Source organism: Amycolatopsis sp. NPDC104587, from assembly GCF_055583645.1.
This window is the reverse complement of sequence record NZ_JBVJNO010000017.1, coordinates 36,090-59,764: the sequence shown is the minus strand read 5'-3', so window position 1 is coordinate 59,764 and position 23,675 is coordinate 36,090. Positions and strand designations below refer to the sequence as shown.

General features: G+C 69.8%; 20 protein-coding genes. 10 read left to right on the top strand and 10 right to left on the bottom strand.

Translation table 11 applies throughout. From position 1 onward, the window contains the following. Positions 1-17: 17 nt before the first annotated feature. Both ACZ61C_RS40175 and ACZ61C_RS40170 read right to left on the bottom strand, forming a co-directional pair. The gene (locus ACZ61C_RS40175) at positions 18-1,853 is read right to left on the bottom strand and encodes a glycosyltransferase family 39 protein (RefSeq protein WP_465313181.1); all 1,836 of its coding nucleotides are present in this window, start codon (positions 1,851-1,853) and stop codon (positions 18-20) included. Continuing rightward, positions 1,853-3,109: a bifunctional glycosyltransferase family 2/GtrA family protein gene (locus ACZ61C_RS40170; RefSeq protein WP_465313180.1), complete on the bottom strand. Its 1,257-nt coding sequence runs from the start codon at positions 3,107-3,109 to the stop codon at positions 1,853-1,855. The genes ACZ61C_RS40175 and ACZ61C_RS40170 overlap by 1 nt, the downstream gene beginning before the upstream one ends. A 256-nt stretch (positions 3,110-3,365) precedes the next feature. Here ACZ61C_RS40170 and ACZ61C_RS40165 point away from each other — a divergent pair, with 256 nt between their 5' ends. After that, the gene (locus ACZ61C_RS40165) at positions 3,366-3,707 is read left to right on the top strand and encodes a hypothetical protein (protein WP_465313179.1); all 342 of its coding nucleotides are present in this window, start codon (positions 3,366-3,368) and stop codon (positions 3,705-3,707) included. A gap of 9 nt (positions 3,708-3,716) precedes the next feature. Here ACZ61C_RS40165 and ACZ61C_RS40160 read toward each other — a convergent pair whose 3' ends face one another. Both ACZ61C_RS40160 and ACZ61C_RS40155 read right to left on the bottom strand, forming a co-directional pair. Beyond that, the gene (locus ACZ61C_RS40160; protein WP_465313178.1) at positions 3,717-4,214 is read right to left on the bottom strand and encodes a hypothetical protein; all 498 of its coding nucleotides are present in this window, start codon (positions 4,212-4,214) and stop codon (positions 3,717-3,719) included. A 110-nt stretch (positions 4,215-4,324) separates the two neighbouring features. Then, positions 4,325-4,585 (bottom strand): hypothetical protein, encoded by a 261-nt coding sequence (locus ACZ61C_RS40155; protein WP_465313177.1) that lies wholly within the window; start codon positions 4,583-4,585, stop codon positions 4,325-4,327. A 505-nt stretch (positions 4,586-5,090) separates the two neighbouring features. Here ACZ61C_RS40155 and ACZ61C_RS40150 point away from each other — a divergent pair. From ACZ61C_RS40150 to ACZ61C_RS40135, 4 genes are read left to right on the top strand one after another with little or no spacing between them, the layout of a single operon-like run. Continuing rightward, on the top strand, positions 5,091-6,347 hold the full coding sequence (locus ACZ61C_RS40150) for a helix-turn-helix domain-containing protein (RefSeq protein ID WP_465313176.1): 1,257 nt from the start codon (positions 5,091-5,093) through the stop codon (positions 6,345-6,347). Between the two features lie 19 nt (positions 6,348-6,366). After that, positions 6,367-7,128, top strand: coding sequence for a hypothetical protein (locus ACZ61C_RS40145; RefSeq protein ID WP_465313175.1), 762 nt, complete (start codon positions 6,367-6,369; stop codon positions 7,126-7,128). Next, positions 7,125-7,754, top strand: coding sequence for a dCTP deaminase (gene dcd / locus ACZ61C_RS40140; protein WP_465313174.1), 630 nt, complete (start codon positions 7,125-7,127; stop codon positions 7,752-7,754). Before ACZ61C_RS40145 ends, dcd begins: the two co-directional genes overlap by 4 nt. Beyond that, a complete protein-coding gene (locus tag ACZ61C_RS40135; protein ID WP_465313173.1) occupies positions 7,738-8,772 on the top strand; it encodes a thiamine-phosphate kinase in 1,035 nt (344 codons plus the stop codon). The genes dcd and ACZ61C_RS40135 overlap by 17 nt, the downstream gene beginning before the upstream one ends. A gap of 110 nt (positions 8,773-8,882) precedes the next feature. Here ACZ61C_RS40135 and ACZ61C_RS40130 read toward each other — a convergent pair whose 3' ends face one another. From ACZ61C_RS40130 to ACZ61C_RS40120, 3 genes are read right to left on the bottom strand one after another with little or no spacing between them, the layout of a single operon-like run. After that, complete coding sequence (locus ACZ61C_RS40130; protein WP_465313172.1) at positions 8,883-9,230, bottom strand: hypothetical protein; 348 nt, start codon at positions 9,228-9,230, stop codon at positions 8,883-8,885. 36 nt (positions 9,231-9,266) lie between these two features. Next, positions 9,267-10,397, bottom strand: coding sequence for a hypothetical protein (locus tag ACZ61C_RS40125; protein ID WP_465313171.1), 1,131 nt, complete (start codon positions 10,395-10,397; stop codon positions 9,267-9,269). Positions 10,398-10,416: 19 nt separating this feature from the next. Next, entirely contained in the window at positions 10,417-12,666 is a 2,250-nt protein-coding gene (locus ACZ61C_RS40120; protein ID WP_465313170.1) for an ATP-binding protein, read from the bottom strand. A 136-nt stretch (positions 12,667-12,802) separates the two neighbouring features. On the opposite strand from ACZ61C_RS40120, the gene ACZ61C_RS40115 reads away from it, so the two are divergent. After that, positions 12,803-13,900: a helix-turn-helix domain-containing protein gene (locus ACZ61C_RS40115; protein ID WP_465313169.1), complete on the top strand. Its 1,098-nt coding sequence runs from the start codon at positions 12,803-12,805 to the stop codon at positions 13,898-13,900. A 71-nt stretch (positions 13,901-13,971) separates the two neighbouring features. After that, on the top strand, positions 13,972-15,063 hold the full coding sequence (locus tag ACZ61C_RS40110) for a hypothetical protein (RefSeq protein WP_465313168.1): 1,092 nt from the start codon (positions 13,972-13,974) through the stop codon (positions 15,061-15,063). Between the two features lie 119 nt (positions 15,064-15,182). Here ACZ61C_RS40110 and ACZ61C_RS40105 read toward each other — a convergent pair whose 3' ends face one another. Together ACZ61C_RS40105 and ACZ61C_RS40100 are read right to left on the bottom strand one after the other, a co-directional pair. Next, on the bottom strand, positions 15,183-17,051 hold the full coding sequence (locus ACZ61C_RS40105; RefSeq protein ID WP_465313167.1) for a glycosyltransferase family 39 protein: 1,869 nt from the start codon (positions 17,049-17,051) through the stop codon (positions 15,183-15,185). 4 nt (positions 17,052-17,055) lie between these two features. Then, positions 17,056-18,585 carry a sensor histidine kinase gene (locus ACZ61C_RS40100; RefSeq protein ID WP_465313166.1) on the bottom strand — a complete coding sequence of 510 codons (1,530 nt, stop codon included), beginning with the start codon at positions 18,583-18,585 and terminating at the stop codon, positions 17,056-17,058. 175 nt (positions 18,586-18,760) lie between these two features. Between ACZ61C_RS40100 and ACZ61C_RS40095 the strand changes: the two genes are divergently transcribed. Further along, positions 18,761-19,303, top strand: a complete 543-nt coding sequence (locus ACZ61C_RS40095) for a hypothetical protein (RefSeq protein ID WP_465313165.1) — start codon at positions 18,761-18,763, stop codon at positions 19,301-19,303. Between the two features lie 12 nt (positions 19,304-19,315). Here the strand turns inward: ACZ61C_RS40095 and ACZ61C_RS40090 are convergent, their stop codons facing one another. Then, a complete protein-coding gene (locus ACZ61C_RS40090) occupies positions 19,316-21,319 on the bottom strand; it encodes a fatty acid desaturase (RefSeq protein WP_465313164.1) in 2,004 nt (667 codons plus the stop codon). Between the two features lie 138 nt (positions 21,320-21,457). Between ACZ61C_RS40090 and ACZ61C_RS40085 the strand changes: the two genes are divergently transcribed. Both ACZ61C_RS40085 and tig read left to right on the top strand, forming a co-directional pair. Further along, positions 21,458-22,048, top strand: coding sequence for a TetR/AcrR family transcriptional regulator (locus ACZ61C_RS40085; protein WP_465313163.1), 591 nt, complete (start codon positions 21,458-21,460; stop codon positions 22,046-22,048). 130 nt (positions 22,049-22,178) lie between these two features. Continuing rightward, positions 22,179-23,570, top strand: coding sequence for a trigger factor (gene tig, locus ACZ61C_RS40080; RefSeq protein WP_465313162.1), 1,392 nt, complete (start codon positions 22,179-22,181; stop codon positions 23,568-23,570). The last annotated feature ends 105 nt before the right edge of the window (positions 23,571-23,675 follow it).

The window sequence follows — 23,675 nt, the reverse complement described above, 5'->3', positions numbered from 1 at the left end:
CCCTTTGGTGACTTTCGTCAGCTCTGCAGGTCGTACACCGTCTGGCCGTCCATCGTCGTGGCGGTGAAGTTCGCCGTCACCCAGTCGCTGATGTCCGACGATCCGCCGCCCGGGCCGCCGCCACGCCCGCCGTCGATGAAGTACTTGATCTCGCCCGCCGCGACGTACGCCTTGAACTCGTCCAGTGTCGGCGCCGGGTCCGAACCGCTCCAGCCGCCGATGCCGATCACCGCCTTACCACTGGCCAGTTCCAACGACGCCGCGCTCTGCGAACCTGTCGTCGCCGCGGCCCACTTCGTCGTCGTCGCGGACAGCAAGGAGCCGACCGCACTCGAAGCGGAGTCGCCGAAGCCGCCGCCCATCGCGCTCGACGTCGGGCCCGACGTCGGGATCGAACCGCTGTGGGCCACCGACGCCGTCTCGACTCCGTACGCGGCCGTCGACAAACCGAGCGTCAGCACCAGCGCCGCCCCGACGGCCGCGACCAGCCGGCGGACCGGTGGCACGCCCATCACCAGCACCGTGCCGACCAGCACCCCGAGCGCCGCGACGATCCAGCGCAGCGCCGGGAACCAGTCCGGCGTCCGGTCGAGCAGGATGAACGACCACACCGCCGTCACCACGACCATCGCCGCCAGCACCGCCCGCGGCGCCAGGTTCGCCCGGCCCTGCCACAGCGCGCGCCCCGAAATCGCGACCAGCGCGGCGATCGCGGGCGCCAGCGCCACCGAGTAGTACGGGTGGACGATGCCGCTCATGTAGCTGAACACCAGCGCCGTCACGACCAGCCAGCCGCCCCACAGCACCAGCGCCAGGCGCGTCCGGTCGGTCCGCGGCGCGCGGCGTGTGAACCACAATCCGGCCACCAAGCCGATCAGCGCGGCCGGCAGAAGCCACGAAATCTCCACGCCGAAACTGGACCCGAACATCCGGAACAGGCCGGACGCGCCACCGAACCCGGTGTTGCCGCCCATGCCGCCGCCACCGCCCGGCCCACCGCCTTCGCCGCCGCCGAAGATGCGCGACAACCCGTTGTAGCCCAGCGCGAGTTCGAGCAGACTGTCCCCTTCGGACCCACCGATGTAGGGCCGCGACGCCGTCGGCCACAGCTCGACCAGCGCGACGAACCACCCCGCCGAAACGACCAGCGACACCACCGCGCCGCCGAGGTGCAGCAGCCGCTTTCCCAGCGACGTCGGCGCGGCGATCAGGTACACCAGCCCGAACGCCGGCAGCACCAGGAACGCCTGCATCATCTTCGTCAGGAAGCCGAACCCGATCGCGGCGCCGGCCAGCGCGAGCCAGCCGGGCGACGCCTTTTCCGTGGCCCGCACGACGAAGTAGGCGCCCGCGACCATCAGCAGCACGAGCAGCGCGTCCGGGTTGTTGAACCGGAACATCAGCGCCGCGACCGGCGTCACCGCCAGCATGGCCCCGGCCATCAGCCCGGCGACCGGGCCCGAAGTCCGTTTCACCGTCAGGTAAAGGATCCCGACGGACGCGACGCCCATCAGCGCCTGCGGCGCCAGCACGGTGAAGCTCGAGAACCCGAAGATCCGCGCGAACGCCGTGCCGACCCACAGCGCCGCGGGCGGCTTGTCGACCGTCAGCACGTTGCCGGAGTCGAGCGAGCCGAACAGCCACGCCTTCCAGCTCTGCGTCCCGGACTGCACGGCCGCGGCGTAGAACGAGTTGCCGTAGCCGGACGCGGTCAGGTTCCAGAAGTACAGCACGGCGGTCGCGGCCAGCAGCCCGAACACGGCCGGACGGACCCAGCGCGGCGGCGCGTGCGCCGCGGAATCCTTGCGGTGACGCGGTTCCTGCGTCACGGGGTCGGACAGGACGGAGGTCATCAGTACTCCTTCTGGGTGGCGGCCTGGCGGCGCGGGTTGAACACCCAGCCGCGCAGGAGCAGGAACCGGAGCACCGTGGCGGCGAGGTTCGCCAGCACGAGCACGGTGATCTCCAGGACCAGGCCGGGGGTGGTGGATCCGTTGAGCAGGGCGAGCGAGCCGCTCGTCAGGGCGAGCCCGAGGCCGAAGACGATCAGCCCTTCGAACTGGTGCCGCCCGGCGCCGGAGCGGCCGCGGATGCCGAAGGTGAGCCGGCGGTTCAGCGCGGTGTTCCCGACCGCCGTCACCAGCAGCGCGGCGAAGTTGGCCGGCTGCGCGCCGACGGCGGTCCGCAGCAGCAGGAACAGCACGAGGTAGGCGAGCGTGCTGGAGACGCCGATCGCGGCGAACCGCACGAGCTGCGTCACCAGCCGCGGCGGCACCCCCGGCGCTTCGACCCCGATCGGCTGCCGGCCGAGCTGCTCGCGCAATCGGCTGATCGGGATTTCGCCGGTGAAGGTGGCTTTCGTGACACGGGCGATGCCTTTGAGGTCCGCGGTGGCGGTCTTCACGATGTTGACCGACGAGTCGGGGTCGTCGACCCAGTCGACGGGCACCTCGTGGATCCGCAGCCCGGCGCGTTGCGCGAGCACGAGCAGCTCGGTGTCGAAAAACCAGCCGGTGTCCTCGACGTGGGGGAGCAGCTCACGCGCGACGTCGGCGCGGATGGCCTTGAAGCCGCACTGGGCGTCGCTGAACTTCGCGCCGAGCGTCGAGCGGAGGATCAGGTTGTAGGCACGGGAGATGAACTCGCGCTTCGGCCCCCGCACGACTCGCGCCCCCCGGGCGAGCCTGCTGCCGATGGCGAGGTCGGAGTGCCCGGAGAGCAGCGGGGCGACGAGCGGCCCGAGCGCGGCGAGATCGGTGGAGAGGTCGACGTCCATGTAGGCCAGGACGGCGGCGTCGGAGGCCCGCCAGACGGCGTTGAGCGCGCGGCCGCGGCCCTTCTCGTCGAGGTGGTGGACGGCCACCTCGGGGAACTCGCGGGCGAGTCGTTCGGCCACCTGCAGCGTCGTGTCGGTGCTCGCGTTGTCGGCGACGGTGATCCGGTACGGGTAGGAGACGTGTTCGGCCAGGTGCGCGTGCAGCCGGCGGATGCACGGTTCGAGGTCGGCCTCTTCGTTGTAGACCGGGATGACGACGTCGAGGACGGGCTGCGGACCGGCCAGGTCGACCGGGACGGTCCCGGGCCGTGCTGCGGTGGCGGTGGCTGTCATGGTTCATACGGTCGCCGGTCCCGCTTTGGTGATCGTGTGATCGCCCTGTGCGCTTGCTGTGCCCCGGATGACCTTTCGGTCATCATCGATGGACGTTTGTTACGTTCTGTCGATCACTCGCGACGGCTCGTGGTCCACTCTCCCGACAACACTCACAAGGTGGTGCGAGATGGGATTCCCGGCATTTGCCGCCGTATCGGCCCATGGTCCGGTCCTGGCGCCGGTCGGTCATGCGAGCACCACCGCCGAAGCGCCCGTGTCGACCGCGGCCATCGTGCTGCTCCTGGTGCTGGGGACGGTCGCGCTGGCCGGGCTCATCGGCGCCCTGGTGGTGCACTTCCGCCTGAGCGGCCGCCGATCTCCGGCCGGCGGGTTCGTCGTGACGGACCTCGCGACCTTCCGCCGTGCGGAGGCAAGGCTGCGGGTTCTGGTCGGCGAAGGGAAGATCCGCCCGGCCGAAGAACTCAGCGACTCGATGTGCCACTGGCTGCTCGGCGAAATCCACCGAGAGCGTTCACGAGCTCTGTGGTGCGCGCGCCGGCTGGAACGGCTGGAGCTGGATCGTGAACAGTTCACCGGCCGGCCGGTGGTCGTTTGAGCGTCGTGGTCAGCTGTGCACGCGCAGCGGCACGACGTTGCTCGGCGGAAGCGCGCGGCTCGGCTCACGGCGGGCCTCGGTCGGGCTGATCGTCAGCGTCACGAGGCTCGCGTAGCGCGGGTGCCGGTCGACGTAGACCTCGGGCACCCCGCACGCCGCCGCGAGCACGGATCGGTTGCGGTGCAGGTGTTCGAACGCCTCACGGCCGTACAGCGACACCACGATGTCACCACCACGAGGCCGGCTCCAGAGGATCGCCGGCCGCAGGCGCAGCCGCGGGAAAGTCGCCCGCAGCCGGTGCTGCAGCCGGACGGCCTGCACCCGCGCCCGCACCTGGCGGCGGCGCAGGAACGCCGTCGCGAGGACCGCCGCGAGCGTGGCGCCGGACCACACCGGGCCGGCCCACAGCGCGAACACGACGGCGCCGTAGGGGAGAAGCGTGAGGGAGAGGATCTCCCACCGCCAGTGGTAGAGGCGGACGGGGAACGACGCCGGCCTGCTGGTCATTTCCGAGCTCCTTCCGGTCAACCGGCGGCGCAAAAAGCCGCCGAGGTGGCGTGAGAGACGTCCGGCGGCAACCCCGGCCACCAGGGCCACGACGATCACCGGCGCCGAGGTCATGTCGGAATCCGGGTCTCGGGGGCGCGCCGGTCCTTGTCCCGGCCGAGCTGCCAGGTCCAGCGCCACCCCACCCAGACAGCGACGACGGAGCCCAGCAGGATCAGCACGAAGGCCTGCCCGACGAGCCCATCGAGCGGCGCGAGCCGCAGCAGCACGAGAAGTGCCCAGAGCTGGGAAGCGGTGAAGGGAATGACGATCCCGGCCGCGTAGACGCCCCGGCGCCAGCGGCTGCGCGGTGCGGTGGTGTAGGGGTCCATGAGTGCCCTCCTCCTCGGTGGATCCAGGAAACCTCCGGAAAGCCGCGCCTTGTGTGTCAGCTGACACACAAGGCGGGATTCAGCTCGTGAGTTGTCGAAGTCCGGCCAGACGGCGTCGTCACGGCGGTGATCTCCGGCCCGGCTCGCAGGGCACCGGATCGAACCGGTGACGTTGGCTGAACGTAGGAGGGATATGACGTGGCATCTGATACCCCCGGAGGTGACGCTCGGCTTCCGAGTGACGACCCGATCAGGCGACCCGCCAGCAGTTGACGGGCCCCCGGACACTCACCGTGGTGACCTGAAGGTGTCGGGTTGCCGGATCAACCGGCAAAAAGGTGGGGTGTGAGCTGCGGCCGCAACCCTTTCGGACGAGTCCGGCCGAGTCTGCGGCGTCAATGCGCCGGAGATGAGATAAGGTGCGCCCTGTGTCCACGAACTGTCACCTTCCTACATTTGCCTACCGGGGTAGGTAAGATCAGTGGCCGGTGCCTACCTACATTCTATGTCGGCGGCGGTGCCGCCGATAGATACTGATGTGGTAACGCTGACCGTCGAAGAAGTGGGCAAAGAGTTGCGGCGGCTGCGCACGGCGGCCGGCCTGACCCAGGCGGACGTCGCCCGGATCATCGGCGTGAGCCGGGCGAACCTGACCCAGTGGGAGACCGGGCGCTATCTGCCTTCGGTGGAAAACGCCCGGCTGCTCGACGATCATTTCCGTGCGGCGAACGCCCTGGTCCAGATGGTGGAGGCGGCTCGATCGCCCACGCCGGGGGGCGGCGCACTCCTATCGACCGCCGGCTCGCTGCTCGACGTCTTCCGGCGGGCGGGACACAGCCTCGCCGGACATCTGATCCGTGACGAGAACGGCCGCGCGGTCGGCTGGCGGCACAACCTCCAGCAGCGAAGCGAGCAGACCACGCTCGCCACCGCCTACGGGATCAGCGCCACGGTCGTGTTGGGTGCTTCCTACATCGACCTACACACCGTCGTCGAGAGCCTCTACGCGAAGCAGTCCGACTTCGGGTGGCAGGGTCGGTCCGCCGGCCGGCGCCCCGAAGTCACCGCGGCCGTGGTGGATGCACTGAGCCAGGCCAGCACCGTGCTTTCCGCAGAGGAAGGACTACAGCACCTCGAGAACTCGCTCGACGAGTACAGCCGGACGCGGCCCTTCCTGCTTGCCACCGCGCTGCGCACCTCGGCTCGCATCGGTCCCGGAGCTCCGTTGACCCGCCGCCTGGCCGACGAACTCCTGGCCGCGCGGCTGGACTTCGGTGGCGTTCGCTTATGGGGCGAGAAGAAGGAACCGGGACTGGTGGCGCCGGAACCGTCCACGGCGCACACCGCGCGTGCCGTCGTGGCGTTGCGGGAACTGCTGCGGACCGGCGACGACCGCCCTGACGTCCGAGACGCCGTCGAGGTGGCGACGGAATGGCTGGTCGACCGCACGCACCCGGACGACGGGATCATGGAAGACCTGGCGCTGCCGCAACCCGGCGGCCGGCAATCCGTCCGGGTGAACATCAAGCACTTTACCTCCGCGTGGGTCGTCCAGGCTCTGGCCGAGGCACCGCAAGTGCCGGCGATCCGCCTGAACCGCGCGCTCAGTTCGCTTTGGGAACGCTACGAAGCCGGGGCAGGCCTGTGGGCCTGGGGTAGTGGCGACCTTCCCATCTGGATGACCCTCGACGCCGTCACCGCCCTGCGCGCGGCCGCGCTGGCGTTCACCGCACCTCCGTTTCTCCCGCCTGTCCAGCCGTAGAATCGAGAACCCCCGCACCATGAGCACGACCCCGTTCGTCGTTGCCGCCGACTGCTCGGCCGATCACGCCTTCCCACACCGGATCGCGGAATCGCTGCGTGGCAACGGTCTTTCCGCCGGCTTGGCCCAGCTCGAAGCGGCGGCCAAGCACATCCGCGCCGACCGGCGAGGACTCGCCGCCTGGCTGCGGGACTTGATCGCCGACGAGACGGCGGTCGCCGAGGCGGCGAAGCGTTCGTACTGGCATCCCAACGGCTTCGCGAAAATCGTCCTCCACACGAGCGTCGAACCGGAGTTCCGCGTTCGCCTGCACATCTGGCCGCGCGGCGAGACACCTTCGCGTGGCGAGTCCAACCCGCACAGCCACCGGTGGGAGTTCGCCTCCTACGTGCTCACCGGGACGGGGATGCACATGGTGGACTTCGCGGAGACCGCCGAGGGCGGGAAGCCGTACTGGCGATACCGCTACGGCGCCGATCCCGCGAACCCGGCAGCGCTCGTCGCGGACGGCGAGGTCCGGCTGAAGCGTCGTGGAGTGCCGCACGTCCACGGCGGTGAGGTCTACACGTGCGACACCTTGGTCGTGCACACCGTGCGCCCGATCGACGCCGGGCTCACGGCAACGGTCGTGGTCCAGGGCCCGCGCCGGACGCCCACGACCGTCGTCTACTGCGAGCCGGGGGAAAGCGACGACCAGCCCAACTTCGACCTCGAAGAGGCCGACTTCGTCCGGCTCGTGAGCGCGCTGCTTCCGAGCCTCGACAACGAGGTCGCACGATGACGCTCATGGAGCTGAAGGCCCAGGTCATGAAGCGCCGGCGCCCGGCGCGGCGTGGCCGAGGTGTGCTGACCGATCGGGCGATCCGGCTGGCCCAGGAAGCCGGTGAACTGCGGGTCGAGCCGTTCGACGCCACGCTCGTGCGCCCGGCAGCGCTCAGCCTGAGGCTCGGGCACGAGGCGTTCACACTCGTGACCACCGGTCCGGTCGACGTCGCGGACCGGTCGACCCATCCCGAGCTGGTCCCGAAGGAGCTCGACGCCCACGGGCGGCTCGCGGTGGAACCCGGTGAAGTCGTGCTCGCCCCGACCTTGGAGAAAATCGGCCTCCCGGAGACCCTCGCCGGCCTCGTCGACGGCATCAGCGACTACGCGCGGCTCGGGATCAGTGTCGTGCTGTGCGGTCAGGTCAGCCCCGGCTTCGGGCGGGAGACGGGCGCGGTGCTGACGCTGGAGATCATCAACCACCTCCGGCATCCCGTCCTGTTGTATCCAGGAGCCAGGATTTGCAACTTGATGCTGTTCGCTTCGAGCGGGAGCGAGCTGCCCTACGGCGAAATGCCGCACAACTACTCGACCGACCACGCGGTCGTCGCTTCCCGATTGGCGGATCATGTCCGGCACAACTGAGCTCAGCCTCGGCGACCTGGGCGAGCGAGGCATCCAGGAACGCGTTTTGCAACCTCGCTACGGGGGCACGGAAGGCTTCGGCGACGACAGCGCGTTCCTGGCGACAGTGGAGAGGCCGAGCGACCTCGTCGCCACGACCGACAGCTGCCCCACACCGGTCGTCGACCTCCTGCGCGAACCCGACCTTTACCACGCGGGCTGGCTGCTGGCCACGATCAACCTGTCCGACCTGGCCGCCGCCGGAGCGGAGCCGCTGGGACTCGTCGTCAACTACACGCTGCCCAGGACGACGACGGTCGCGGCGTTCACGCGGCTGCTCGACGGTGTCGACGACTGCTGCCGCGCGCACGAGACGAAGGTCGCCGGCGGCGACCTCCGCGACGGCGCCCTCCAGCTGACCGCGACGGCCATCGGGAGATGCGCTCCGGGTAGCAGGCTGCGGCGCTCCGGAGCGAAGGCCGGCGACCACGTCATGCTGGTCGGCTCCCCCGGCTACCTTTGGGCCGCCGCGCTGCTGGAGACCGGGCGGGCGACACTCCCGGCACCTGCTCGTGACGAGATCTGGGACCGCGCCTGTCGTCCGATGGCTCAGCTGAAGGCGGGGAAAGCACTGGCCGAGGCCGGGCAGGTGCGGACAGCGATGGACGTCTCCGACGGCTTGTTCGCCACGGTCCGCACCCTGTGCGAGGCGAACAGTCTCGGCGCGGCGGTCACCGGGGAGTTCACGCTCGACGAGCCCGTGGCGGCAGTCGCCGCGCAGTGCGGCGTGCGGGCGTTCGACCTCGCCGAAACTTGGGGTGACTGGGGTCTGGTCGTGGTGGCCGAGGACGCCGGTCAGGTCAAGAAGACGCTGGCCGAAGAAAACATCGCGGTGCGGGAAATCGGGATTCTCACGACCGATCCGGCGATCACGAAGGGAACAGCTCCCTGGCGCGGGATCGCCCAAGAGCGGTTCTCGACGAATTCGTGGCACGGCGGCGAACTGTCCGCGGTGCTCACCGAGCTGCTCGGCGTCTAGCTGTGCGCCCGGCGGCCGCGGTCCCGCTCCGCTGCCAGCGGCTCTGGCGCGGTGCGTGGGATTCAGCTCTGCGGAGCGATGCGGAGGAGGGTGAGATCACGTCATCCTCCTCAGAAGGAGACTCCTCCCTGGATATCGCGGGCTTGCACCACGTTGCCCGAGACGCTGCCGGTCACGGAGTTCACGACACCGTCCGTTTCCGCCTTGTTCTCCACCCGAGATCGTTCCCATTCATCGTGTAGGTCTTTGGCGAACTTCGGATCTTTCTTTTGTGCCTCGCTTAGTTTCTCTTGTAGCTTCTTCATTGCCGGAGTATCTTCGGCCGCGCCTTCCGCAGCCTCGAGTACAGCCGTCGCTTCGGGATCGTCGGAGAACTTCTTCTTCACCAGCTTGTACAGGCCGATCACGGATCGGCTGGCCAATGCGGCCGCGATGGAGATGAGTACCGGCTCGGGCATCGAACACCACTTCCCATCCAGTCGAATACGTTTCAGCTAAGCTTGTAAGGAGCTCAAGTACTTCTGCCACACCAGCCTGTCGTGAGCCCAGTCACCGACGAAGCCGGCAAGAAGTTCCGGCCAGTCGGATCCGTGCGTGTCGAGAACGACCCGCATCGCGAGCACGCCCTGGGTCACTCCTCGCTGTTCCAGGTCGGCTGCGGCTTCCTGCACCAACCTACGGCGGTCTTGGAGCACCGATTCCCAGTACCGCGGAGTGTGGAGTTCGGCCGGATCGGGCTGTCGCCCATACCCTTCGGTCAAGACCTCGCCGAACTCTTGGGCTGAAGCGCGGGCGGGATCGGCAAAGGGTGGATAGGCGTCCTGTTCGAGCGTTCCCACCACACAGACCGATGAGGGGTCCTCGGTCAGCATGGTCAGGCCGACGAGCAGATCTTCGTTGTAGACCGGTGGGAAGAGCGGTGCCTGCCGGTCGCAGGTGATCGCCATCGCGCCGCCTCCGACGTAAGACACCCTGTCGGTGGTTTCTTGCCTACAAGCGTGTCCTACGACGGAAAAGTCGCCGAACTCATCAAAAGCCCAGCCGACCATCCGTCGAGGAATCCCGCCACGGTCCGCCCCGGCGAGCAGGTCTGACGCGTATCGAAGATCCTGCGCTTCGATCGCTTGCACGTCGTCGTCGACGAAGAGCACGGTTCGCCACCCGCGGCGGTGCGCAAGTGCGAGGGCGGTGTTCCGCTTCCGGCTGATGTCCGTGGCCGTGGTGACGCACGGATGGCGGAATGTCCGGAGCAGCGGTTCCTCGGGGCCCGGTTGCGTTTCAAGCACGATGCAGCGGTCCTTCCCGAGGAGGAGTTCGGTCGCCCTCGCAGTCGTGCGACCACTGGCAAGCACGACGAGCGTCGCGCCGGCGTTCCTCGCTGTGCATGCGGCGCGCAGGAGCGAATCCGCACCACGCGCTGACGGCACGATGACGCCGTCAAACAGTGGCGAGGGCGCCGAAACGGCGGTCCTGCAGATACCAGGGCGAGGCATCACGATGGACCCGCCGTCTCTGCGGTACATGGTGAGAGCGGCGAAGGACGGAACCGGCTGCCGGAGGCGAGCAACCACCGCTCCCAGGAGAAGCACGCCGCCGAGCCACATTCCCAGCTCGAGTACTGTCATGTCCGCTCCTTGTCGACAACTAGCTCTCGAGTTCACGCACGCGCTGCTCAACCTCTTCGACTTCGGGTGCCCCGAGGTCGGCGTAGATGACTCGTGCCCGCAGCCAGTATTCGCGGGCCAGGTCTGCACTTCCGGCTAGCTGGTGCAAGGACGCGACACCTTCGCACGCCTGCGCTTCTTCGTACCGGTCACCGATGTCCCGGGCGATTTTGAGTGCTTCCTCATGCAGATCCAGCACGAGTTCCGTTCGCGCGAGCTGCCGATTGGTGTTTCCGAGTCCGTTGAGTGCGGCGGCCACCAGCGCTCGATCACCCGTCTCTTGGGCGAAAGCCAACGCTTCGTTGTGATGATCGTGCGCTTCGCCGAAGCGGCCCAGGCGCTGAAGCACCATGCCCACGTCATTGAGCGCGTACCCTTTCCGCGGTCCGTCGTTCGTCTCGCGGAACACGGAAAGGGCCTGCTGGATGTGATCGGCTGCCTCGTCGAACCGGCCCAGCCGGATCAGGACGAGTCCGATGTTGTTCAGCGCTTGGCCGGATCCGGTCCGATCACGTTCTTGTTCGAACAGCTGTAACGCCGCGGACAGATGCGTGAGGGCGGCGTCATAACGGCCGAGCAGCGTGAAAACCAGGCCGAGGTCGCTGAGCGCAAAGGCCTCCACCATCGGCTGACCGACTTGTCTCGTCGATGCCAGCGACTGCTCCAGGTAAGAAACGGCTTCCTGGTAACGGCCGAGGCGCTGGTACACGCTTCCGAGGTTGTGCAGGGCCCGGCCGACTGCGACCGGCTCGTCACTTTCCTGACCCGCTGCCATCGCGGCGGTGTGCAAGGTGACGGCGTCCTCGAAATGTCCGTGGCTGTCCAAGAACCGGTAGAGGATCGTGGACAGGGCGACCGTGAAGATGGCCCAGCTGCTGTGCGAGGTGTGCGCGGCCATCGCCAGGAGCGCGGCTCGCTCGGCCTCCAGCCACTGCACCGCCTGCGTGTCGCCGGCCAAGGGGGCGGCACCTTCGGTGGGAACGCGGGGGCGGCGATCGCTTTCCTGCGGGTAGAGGATGTCCATGGCGACCGAAGCCGTGGCGAGGAAGAAATCGAAGAGCCTTCGCCGGACGGCCTCTTGCTGACCCGCCGACTCCTCGTTGTTGGCGAGGTCGGCGGCGTAGACCCGGATCAAGTCGTGCATCTGGTACCGGCCGGTCCGCGTACGCTCGACCAGGTGCGACCGCACCAGCGAGTCGAGCAGCCGCCTCGCCTGCCGGGCGGTCGTGCCCAGGAGAACGGCTGCGCTCACCGGCTCGAAATCGCGTCCGGGATGGAGACCGAGCAGGCGGAATGCCCGCGCCTGCTCGGCCGGCAGGTTCCGGTAAGACCAGGAGAACACCGCGCGCACCGCCGTGATCGGATCGTCGCCCGAGTCAAGGGCGGCCAGTCGCTCTTGCTCGTTTTCGAGGTCGCCGGCCAGTTCCGCAAGGGTCGCTTCCGGGTTCATCTCCGCCAGGTCGGCGGCGATGCGCAACGCGAGCGGAAGCCGCCCGCACTCCTGGACGAGCGTCGCCACGGCGTCGGGCTCGGCGTCCACCCGCGCGCCGATCAGCATCCGCAGCAAGTCGGTCGCCTGTTCGGGAGGAAGCAGGTCGAGGTTCACCCGTCGTGCGCCGTCCCGGGACACCAGCCCCTGCAGCACGCTGCGGCTCGTCACCAGGACGACGCAGGACGAGGTTCCCGGTAGCAACGGCCGGACCTGTTCGGGACCGGCCGCATTGTCCAGCACGATCAGGATGCGCCGGCCGGCGAGCAGGCTGCGGAACCGCGCGGCACGCTCGTCGACGTCGAGCGGCAGATCCTCGCTGGGGACGCCCAGCGAGCGGAGGAACCCGGCGAGAGCGTCTGCGGTCGAAACCGGCGTGTGCGGCCCGAAGCCCCGAAGATTCACGTAGAGCTGGCCGTCGGGGAAGCGGTCGCTGACCCGATGTGCCCAGTGGATGGCGAACGCGGTTTTCCCCACGCCGGGCGTGCCCGACACCGCGGAGATCACGACAGCCGCCGTCGGCGTCGGTTGGTCGGAAGCGGCGAGGAGCAAGTCGAGTTGCTCCAGCTGTTCAACCCGGTCGGTGAACGCGTGCACGTCCGGAGGAAGTTCGTGCGGTGGCGACTGCGACGCGGGTTGCGTCGGATGGAGGTGGATGCCTCCGGCGATCGATCCGGCCTGGACCACGGTGCCGGCCATCCCCGACATTTCGTTGGCCCGGTCGGCGCCGTCCCTGGCCACGTCGTCCTCCCCCTGGCCGTGTCCCTCGCGGACGTGCGCTTCACTGGAGAAGGCATCGTCAATTGCTATTCTTGGTGCCAGGAATCGTGAGAACAAGAGCCCGAAGGGGTGGCTGGGAAAGATTCAGATCCGTGGCGTGGACTTCGGGAATTTCCGACTGAAAGGCAGCGCCGTGTCATCAGCCGCACCGCTCGCGCTCGCCCGTCGGCTCAGGGCGCTGCGCGAGGACCACTGGCCCGATATGCGGCTCACCCAAGCGCAGCTCGCCGAGGCGCTCGGCGAGCACCGGCCGCTCAGCGTCTCGCTGATCTCGTCGTGGGAGAGCACCGAGAGGCCCGTGCGCCCGCCGGTCCACCGGCTCGAGGTCTACGCAAGGTTGTTCGCGACACGACGATCCCGGGACGGCCAGTCTCTGCGTGTCTTACCCCTCGAGGAACTGACGGACGAAGAGCGCGGCACCCGCAACGACCTGCTGGAGGAACTGCTTTGGCTGTGTAACGGCAACGAGCCCGCTGCGGAGCGGTCCGAGCGCAGTGACCTCTGGACGTTCCCCCGGGACGAGGAAGTCACCATCGTCTGCGCTCCGCTGCCTCAAGAGCTGCGAGCGAACTTGCCGTATGCGGACCCCGAGAGCGCCGACTTCGTGTCGCTCTACACCTATGCGGACCCGGACGCGCTGATCGAGCTGTTCGGGCATATCCGGGCGTGCAACCCCGGTAGCCAGGTGAGCTTCCGAACCAGCGAAGAACTGTTTGCGGATCACTACACAAGTCATCTCGTCCTGCTCGGCGGCGTCGACTGGAACGTCGTCACCCGGGACGTGGTCGAGCGGGCCGAGCTTCCTGTGACCCAGCTCGCCCGGGACCGCGGCTCCGAGTACGGCGGGTTCCGGGTCAAGGAGGGCGGAGGCCTGAGGCTGTTCGAGCCGACTCTCGATTCCTCGGGGCGTCTGCTCGAAGACGTCGCGCTTTTCTATCGTGGGGTGAGTCCGTTCAACCGGAAGCGCACTGTGACCGTTTGCAATGGCATGTACGGACGGGGCACGCTGGGCGCGGTCAGAGCGCTGACGGACGTCCGGTTCCGGGATCGGAACACCAGGTACGTGCGGGAACGGTTCGGTGCCGCCGAGGCGTTCAGCATCGTCAGCCGAGTGATGGTGATTCAAGGGCAGGTACTGACTCCCGATTGGACGCTCGGCGAGAGCCGGCTTCACGAATGGCCCGAGACAGCGTGACCGCATTTCACCACGGGTCTCACCGCGGCCTGCTGCACCACGTTCCGAACGGTCACGGCTCGCCGGGAAGAGTGGATGCGGTCGTCGTACCCAGCGGTCGTCCGGCGGCCTATCTGCGGCAAGCGACAGAGGTAGCCAGGGAACACGATGCTTGGCTGGTCCTGATGTGCAATCTGCGGAGCAACGCGTCGGCAGCCGCGTTGGCCGCGAAAAGCGCCGGGGTCCGGACGCTGGCCATCGACATCGATCTGATGCCTTTCGGTGTCGTGCCCGGGTTCGCCACGGACGAGCTCCTCCGCCTCACCCGGTTCCACCGGCCGGTCGACACCAGTCTCAAGCGCAATGTCGGCTTGCTGCTGGCCATTCTCGCCGGCTGGGAACAGATCATGTTCCTGGATGACGACATTCTCCTGCCCGAGCCCTCGGACGTGATCGCGATCGATGGCTACTCCGCCGTCGGGTTGGCCAATGCGGGCATGCCGGACAACTCGGTGGTCTGCCACGCGCTGCGCGACGTCGGTGTCGCACAGGGCGTCTTCATCGGCGGGGGCGCGCTGGTGATCGGCGAAGCCGCGTTCTCGTCGTTCTTCCCCAACATCTACAACGAGGACTGGTTCTTCCTGCTCGATGGGGCGCGGATCCGGCCGTCGGCGATCACCGGCACCGCGTTCCAGTACGACTACGACCCCTACCGCGACCCTGCCCGCGCCCGCGGCGAGGAGCTGGGTGACACCTTGGCCGAAGGCGTGTTCGCGCTGCTGGACGACGGTCTTCGCCTGGCCGACGCCGACCGGGCCTATTGGGCGGAGTTCCTGGCCGCGCGACGGCGGCTCGTCGGTGCGATCATCGAGCGCGTGGACCGATCGACAATCGAGCCGGTGCGGCGCGAGCGGATGGTCGCTGCGCTCAAAGCCTCGATCGGCCGCAGCCACCTCATCACGCCGGAACTGTGTGTGGCGTATCTCAGGGCGTGGCAGACCGACTGCGTGCGCTGGCGCGAGCACATCCGCGAACTTCGCCGTGCCCATGGCAGCGGCCAAGGCGTCGAAGATGCGCTCACCACCTTGCGGATCGATCACGCCGGGCACTCGGCTGCCGACGTCCGGAGCTTCGTGGGTACGAAGCGCCGAGCGGCCGCAGCTCGGTCCGCGGCGCGAGTGTGACCGGCACGAGGTCTTTGACCAGGACACGGCAGTGCTCCGGTCCGCCACAGAGCACCGCGCCGACCAGCGCCTGTCGGTGCCGCTCGAAGTGGGCCATCCTGCTTTCGTCGGTCCTTGCCTCAAGCGGCCGTGGTGAGGTCGTAGACCGTGACCCCGTCGACCGTCGTTACTTCGTAATTCGACGCTACCCAGTCGGCGATTTGCTGGGCCGCGTCCGAGCCCGTGCTGCCCTGCATCGTCATGCCGTCGCCGAGGAAATAGTGGATCTGGCCGCTTGCCACGTACTGCTGGAACTGCTCCAGCGTCGGGTACGGGTCCGTTCCGTTGAAGCCGCCCACTGCCATTACCGGCGCGTCGCTGGCCAGCTGGTAGCCCGCTGCTGCGTTAGACAGCACCGTTGCTGCCGTCCATGTGTACTTTGACGCGTCTTGCTTCAGCAACGCTGTCAGCTGGGCGCCGGGGAGGGTGGTCGAGAGCAGAGAGCCGGGGCCGCCGCCTCGGCCGCCGCCGAGGCCGCCCGGGCCGCCGAAGCCGAAGCCGGATGACGGGCCCGCTGAGGGGATCGCTCCGCTGTGGGTTGTCGATGCCGTTGCCAGCGTGTACGCGCCCGTTCCCGACAACAGCGCCACCAGCGCGAACGCCGCCACGAACGATGCTGCCCAGCGCGTCAGGTGCGACGCGAAGAACAACCCCACCGCCGCCAAGAGGCCGCCGATGAGGACCGTCGGTGCCAGCCACGGCTGCCAGGACGAACCCGCCAGCAGTAGATACGTCGTGAGCGCCGTGAGAGCCACGCCGCCGCTGAGGAGGCCCGAAGCGGCCGGGTTGGACCGGAGCCGCCACAGCTGTACTGCCGCCGTTCCGACCAGCGCGCCCACTGCGGGAGCCAGCGCCACCGTGTAATACGGATGGATGATTCCGCCCATGTAGCTGAAGACCAACGCCGTGATCACCAGCCAGCCGCCCCACAGGAGCAGCGACGCGCGCGAACGGTCCGTGCGCGGCGCCCGGCGGGTGAACCACAACCCCGCCACGAGGGCAAGCAACGCCGCGGGCAGGAGCCACGCGATCCCGCCCGCCATCTCGCTGCCGAACAACCGGGTCAGGCCCGTCGAACCCCAGCCACGTCCAGCACCGCCGCCGACGCTGCCTACCTCGTCGCCCGTGAGGCGGCCGAAGCCGTTGTAGCCGAACACCAGCTCCCACAAAGAATTGGTCTGCGAACCGCCGATGAACGGGCGATCGGCCGCCGGCCAGAGGGCCACCACCGCCAAGTACCAGCCCGATGCCACCAGCGTCGCCGCCAGGGCACCCAGCAAGTGCAGCAGACGGCGACCCAGCGATGTCGGCGCTGCCACCAGGTACGCGAGCGCGAACGCCGGCAGGACCAAGAACGCCTGCAGCATCTTCGCCAGAAAGCCGAAGCCGACCGCGACGCCCGCCAGCGCCAGCCAGCGCGGGCTCGCCTTCTCGACGGCGCGCACCACGCAGTACGCGCCGGCGACCAGGAGGAGCACCAGCAGCGCGTCCGGGTTGTTGAAGCGGAACATCAGCGCCGCCGCCGGCGTCAACGCCAGCACCAGGCCCGCCACCAGTCCGGCCGCCGGGCCCGATGTGCGGCGGACCGTCGCGTACAACAGCCAGACCGAGCCGACGCCCATCAGTGCCTGGGGCACCAGGATGCTCCACGCGCTGACGCCGAACACGCGTGCCGACAGGCTCATCACCCACAGCGCCGCCGGGGTCTTGTCGACCGTGATCGCGTTCGCCGCGTCGCTCGAGCCGAAGAACAGCGCCTTCCAGCTCTCCGAACCGGCCTGGGCGGCCGCCGAATAAAAGGCGTTCGCCCAGCCCGACGCGCCGAGGCCCCACAGGTACAGCGCCGCCGTCGCCAGCAGCAGGACGGCGAGCGCGGGCCCGTGCCAGGTGCGGCGGGCCGGCGGAGAAGGGGTCACGGCGGGGGTTTCACGAGACGCGAGAGCGGTCATGGAGTCAGCTTCCGGTCTCCAGCTGGGGCCGGGTTGTGCCGATGCTGTGCACTCGCTGTGCGGGCACGGCCACGGGCAGGCGCACCGCGAACTCCGTCCGGCCGGGCCGGCTGTGCACCTCGATCGACCCGTGGTGGGCAACCACGACGGCGGACGCGATCGCCATCCCGAGGCCGGTGCTGCCCGCGTTCCGCGAGCGCGACGAATCCCCGCGGGCGAACCGCTCGAAGACGTCCGGCAGCAGGTCCGGCGCGATGCCCGGGCCGTCGTCGGTCACCGTGAGGACCGCGCTGCCGTCCGCCGAGCGGGCCAGCGTCGTCACGACCGTGGTGCCCGGTGGGGTGTGCGTGCGGGCGTTGGCCAGCAGGTTCGCCAGCACCTGGTGCAGCCGCTGGACGTCGCCGAGGACGAGGACCGGGGCCGGGGGCAGCTCCAGCTGCCAGCGGTGGCCGCGGCCGGCGACCTGGGCGTCGCCGACCGCGTCGGCCACCAGGCGGGTCAGGTCGACCTCGCGGACGTCGAGGGGGCGGCCGCCGTCGAGGCGGGCGAGGAGCAGGAGGTCCTCGACGAGCGCCGTCATCCGGACGGCCTCGGACTGGATCCGGCCCATCGAACGCGCGACCTCCGGCGGCACCAGCGCGCTGCCGCGGGCGGCCAGCTCGGCGTACCCGCGGATCGCGGCCAGCGGCGTCCGCAGCTCGTGGCTGGCGTCCGCGACGAACTGCCGGACGCGCAGCTCGCTGTCGTGACGCGCTTCCAGCGCCTGGGCGACGTGGCCGAGCATCAGGTTCAGCGCCGAGCCGACCTGGCCGACCTCCGTCCGCGGGTCGGTGTCGGGCTCGGGGACGCGGATCGACAGCGCCACCTGGCCGCGGTCGAGGGGCAGCTCCGTGACGCGCCCGGCGGTGGCCGCGACGCGGTCGAGCGGGCGCAGGGTGCGGCGGACCGCGAACGCGCCGAGGAAGGCCGCGCCGAGCACGCCCGCGGCGGCGACGCCGAACAGGATCAGCCCGACCGTGAGCAGCGTGTCGTCGACCGGTTTCAGCGGCAGGCCGGTGACCACGACGTCGCCGCTCCCGGTGACCGGCAGCGCCATCAGCCGGTACGCGCCGAGGTCGGCGAAGGACACCGTGTGCGGCTTGCCGTCGGCGGGCACCGAGAGCATGACGGCCTGCTGGGCCGAGGTGAGGAGCAGCCGCTCGCCGTGTTCGGAAATGCTGTCGTCGCGGACGAGCAGCGGCCCGGAGAAGGTGGCGCTCACCGTGCCGACGTTCTGGCCGAGCGGGTGCTGCCCGTCCGGCTGCGGGCCGCCGTCGTGCGGGCCGGCGTTGCTCGCGAACACCTGCGAGCGGGTCGCCGCGGCGGAGAGCTGCTGGTCGATCTGGCGGGTGAGGAACACGTCGAGCGCGAGCTCGCTGACCACACCCACGATCAGGCACACCACGGTGAGCAGCGCGACCATCGAGCCGGTCAGTTTCGCGCGCAGCGAAAGCCGCCCCCGGCGGGGGTGCGACGTGGTGGTTCGCGCGGCCATGGGTTCAGCGTCCGTCCGCGCCGTGTGTGCGGGTTGTGTGCTGCCTGTGAGGCGGCTGTGCGGTGCCGCTGCCCGATTCCTCCGGTCACAGGAACGGCTGACGCCCACCACAGTCCGCGCACAGCGAGCGGCCCCACCGTGGATCCCACCGCAGCATCTCGTTAAGGAGCACGACATGACCACACCGCAGGCACCGTCCACTTCGGACCAGGCGTGGGGCGGCGCACCGGCGCCGGGCGCGCCTTCCCGGCCGGCCTGGTCGACCGGGAAGAAGGTCGCGGCGGGCGCCGTCGCGGCCGTGATCGTGGCCGGCGGCGGAGCGGCGGTCTGGGCCGCGTCGTCGTCCGCCGCCACCGACAGCACGACGGCCGCCGGACCGGGCGGGATGCAGGGCGGCCCGGGCGGCATGGGCGCATTGGGGTCGACCCTGCACGGCGAGTACGTCGCCTCGGACGGGAACGGCGGTTACGTCACGAAGATCACGCAGACCGGCGAGGTGTCGGCGCTGAGCGCGACGTCGCTGACCGCGAAGAGCGACGACGGCTTCTCGAAGACGTACACGATCACGTCGGCCCAGGCGACGGGCCTCGCGACGGGAGATACGGTCACGGTGGTGGCGACGGAGTCCGGCGACACGGCGACGGCGACGTCGGTGACCGACGGCGACGCGGGCGGGCAGGGGGCGCCGCCGGCGGGCGCGCCGACCCGGACCGGGTGACCGAAAGGCGGGTCAGCGGCGGTCGTAGTCGACGGAGACTTCCGGGGTCGTCGCGCGGCACGTCCCGCACGCGCCGCCGGTGCACGAGTACGGCACCTCGAGACCCGCTCGCAGCGCCGCGTCCAGCACCGTTTCGCCCGCTTCGGCCGCGACGGTCGTCGGCGTGCCGCCCAGGGTCACCGACACCTGGGCCGGCGCGCCCGCCGGGTCTCGCAACGGGGCCGCGCCGCGGAACAGCTCGAAGTGGACGTTCTCCTCCGGGACGTCCGCGTCGGCCAGGGTGCGGCGGGCCAGCTCCATCAGGCCGCGGGGCCCGCAGAGGAACCACTCGTCGACCTTCGCCGGGTGGAGGCGGTTCTGCAGCAGCGCGCGCAGCCGGGTGCTGTCGAGGCGTCCGCGCTGGTACCGCTCGTGCGAAATCGCCAGCGCCGCGCCGACCGTGTCGAACTGCCGCGGCCGGTGCGTGTGCAGGTCCGGGTCGCGCTCGTCGGTGCGGTAGTGGACGACATGCAGCCGGCCGCCGAACCCGTCGGCGAGCGCGCCCAGCTCGCGCGCGAAGAGCGTCGTCGCCCCCGATGTGTTGACGTACAACAGGGTCGCGCGGCTGTGCGGCTCGGCCGACAGCGCGCTGACGAGGATCGACAGCACCGGCGTGATGCCGCTGCCCGCGGCCAGCGCGACGTAGTGCGCGGTCCGCGAAGGATCGGGCGTGAGCGTGAACCCGCCCGACGGCGGCAGCACGTCGAGGTGGTCACCGGCGGCCAGCGTCGTGGTCGCGAAGCCGGAGAAGGCCCCACCCGGACGTCGCTTCACCGCGATCCGCAGCTCACCGGACCCCGCCGGGGCGCAGATCGAGTACGTCCGCCGCACCGGCCGCCCGTCGACCACCGCGCGGACCGCCACGTGCTGGCCCGGCGTGAACCGGAACTCCGCCGCCAGGTGCGGCGGGATCTCGAAGGTGACCGCGACGGCGTCCGCGGTCAGCGGCCGGACCGCGGCCACCCGCAGGCGGTGGAACCGGCTCGGCCCGAGCGGCGGCGGCGCCGGCGCGGGCACGGTGACTTCAGGCGTGATCCCGAGCCCCACCCCCAGCCGGTACTCGGCCGCCGTCAGGTCTCGGCCCCACGCGGTGCTGATCGGGACGTCGCGGGCCAAGTAGGCGTCGCGGTTCTCGAGCCAGACCCGCCGGTAGCGGTGGAAGGGGACCGCCGGGTGCAGGTGGTGCACCAGGTGGAGGTTCTGGGCCAGCATCAGCGGTGTCAGCAGCCGGTCGAGGCCGATGCGGACGCGGGTGGTGCCGAACCGGCCGCACGAGCTCGCGGCGGCGGGCAGACCGTGGTGCGGCAGCCAGCCGAACGACCAGGCGAGCAGGGCCAGCCCCAACCGCTGCGGCAGCACGTACACGACCAAGAGCTCCACACCGTGGCCGTTCGCGATCAGCGCGACGGCGGCCGACAGCGCCGCGACGAGCACCACCAGCCCCTCGGCCAGCTCGTGCGGCGGCCGTGACTGCAGCCGCGCGACGTAGCAGCGTGCGTAAGAGAAGTCGAGGGTCGACCAGCGCAGCGGCAGCTGCCAGCCGGGGCCGCGCGAAACCCAGGCATCCGGGTCGGCGTGGCCCGCGTTGGTGTGACGGTGGTGCTCACCGTGGACGAACCTCAGCGCCGGGAACGCCGCGTACGCCGCGACGAACGGCACGGCGAGCCGGCCGAGCACCTCGTTGACCCAGGTCAGCTTGCCCGCCGAGTGGTGCGCCGACTCGTGCACCACCGTGTACATCGCGAAGGTCACGGCCGTGTTCAGCAGCACCGTCACCGCCGCCGGCAGGAGCCCCGCGAACAGCAGCCAGGTCGAGGAACCCCACACCGCGAGCGCGGCGGCGAACAACGCCAGCGTGGGCACGGAAACGGCGGGCAGCGGGATCCGTGGCGCCGGCACCGCGCGTGCGTGCACCGTGCCGGACGAGGGCACCGCCGAGGTGGCGGACTCGTGCGGCTGCGTGACGGCGGCGGTCATCGAGTGGTCTCCTCGGTCGAGAAGCTCCTGGCCAGGCGGGAGTCACCGTAGACAACTCAAAGCCGGATGTAAACGTTACGGCAGGCTTCGAAAAAAGGTGTCGGCCAGCGGAACGGGACCGGCGGGTAAGCTCGCCGTGTGAAGGCGGTCACCCACCCGGCCCCGGCGCCCACCCGGGAAAAGCTGCTGACCGCGGCGGCCGACGTCATCCACGCCGACGGCTGGGCCGCCGTGACGATGGGCAAGCTCGCCGCGCAGGTCGGCGTCAGCAGGCAGACCGTCTACAACGAGCTCGGGTCCAAGACCGAGCTCGCCAGGGCGCTGATGCTGCGCGAGACCGACCGCTTCGTCGAGCGGGTGAACGGGGACGTCGCCGCGCACCCGGACGACCCGGTCGCCGGCGTCACCGCCGCGTTCCGGCACACCCTCGAAGCCGCCCGCGCCAACCCGCTGCTCGAACTCGCGCTCGGCGGCGCGCAGGGCGCCCGCGACGACTTCCTCCCGCTGCTCACCTCGCAGCCCGAGGCCGTGCTCGGGCGGGCCGTCGAAGCCGTCGCGGCCGTCTTCGCGCGGGCCTACCCCGGGGTCCGGCTGACGCCCTCGGAGTGGGCGGTCGCGGTCGAGGCGTTCATGCGGCTGCTGCTCTCGCACCTGGTGCAGCCCAGCGGCTCGGCCGAGCACGCGAGCGGCCAGATGCGCTGGGTGATCGGCCGGATGCTCGGCGCCTGACGCCGCAGGTGGCCCCCGGCCCGGCGGCGCGGGCCACTGGCCTAGACTCGGACGTCCCGGTCTGCAGGTGACCAGGGGCCATTTCCGCAGGATTGTCTCACCACAATCGTTACCGCTCGAGGAGAAGACCTTGAAGAGCACCGTCGAGCAGCTGAGCCCGACGCGAGTCAAGATCAATGTCGAGGTGCCGTTCGACGAGCTCAAGCCGAACTTCGACCGCGCCTACCGCAAGATCGCCCAGCAGGTGCGCATCCCGGGCTTCCGGCCCGGCAAGGCGCCCGCTCGCGTCCTGGAAAGCCGGATCGGGCGTGGCCCGGTGCTCGACGAGGTCGTCAACGAGGCCATCCCGGCCAAGTACATCGAGGCCGTTCGCGAGAACGAGGTCCGCACGCTCGGGAACCCCGAGTTCGACGTCACGAAGCTGGAGGACCGCGACGTCCTCGAGTTCACGGCCGAGGTCGACGTGCGCCCGGAGATCGAGCTGCCCGACCTCGAAGGCTTCGCGGTCACCGTGGACGACGTCGAGCTGACCGACGCGGAGGTCGACGAGCAGCTCGACGAGCTGCGCGCCCGCTTCGGCACGCTGACCGGCGTCGAGCGCCCGGCCGAGACCGGCGACTTCGTCTCGATCGACCTCGCCGCGACCGTCGACGGCGAGGCCGTCGAGGAGGCCGCCACCAGCGGCCTGTCCTACGAGATCGGCTCCGGCCAGCTCGTGGACGGCATCGACGAGGCGATCGTCGGCGCGAACGCCGGCGACACGAAGACGTTCACCACCCAGCTCGTCGCCGGCGACCACGCAGGCAAGGACGCCGAGGTGACCGTGACCGTCCAGTCGGTCAAGCAGCGCGAGCTGCCCGAGGCCGACGACGAGTTCGCCCAGATGGCGAGCGAGTTCGACACGATCGACGAGCTCAAGGGCGACCTGCGTGAGCGCCTCGCCCGCGTCAAGAAGATGCAGCAGGGCGTCCAGGCGCGCGACAAGGTGCTCGACGAGCTCCTCGAGCGCACCGAGGTCCCGATCCCGGAGAAGGTCCTCGACTCCGAGATCGAGAACCGCAAGCACGACGCGATCCACCCGTTCGACCACGACGAGGCGCAGTTCGCGCAGGCGCTCGAGGCCGAAGGCCGCACGCTCGAAGAGTTCGACGCCGAGACCCGCACCGAGTCGGAGAAGGCCGTCCGCACGCAGCTGCTGCTGGACACCATCGCCGACAAGGAAGAGGTGTCGGTCAACGACGGCGAGCTCACCGAGCGGATCATCTACCAGGCCCAGCGCTTCGGGATCAGCCCGGACGAGTACGTCCAGCGGGCCCAGCAGTCCGGCCAGCTGACCGCGATCTACGCCGACGTCCGCCGCGGCAAGGCGCTCGCCTCCGTGGTCCGGAAGGCGACCGTGACCGACGGCTCGGGCGCCGAGGTCGACCTCTCGGAGCTGTTCGGCAACGACGAGCCGGCCGCCGACGAGGCAACCCAGGAGACGCAGGTCACCGACGAGGCGGCGAAGACTCCCGCGGAGTGAAGCTGTGAGCGAACTTGGGCGGTGTCAGGCATTCTGCACCGCCCAAGTTCGTTAGGGTCGGATACAAGATCTCAAGCATCTGAAACGACAGCGGCGGCCGTCAGC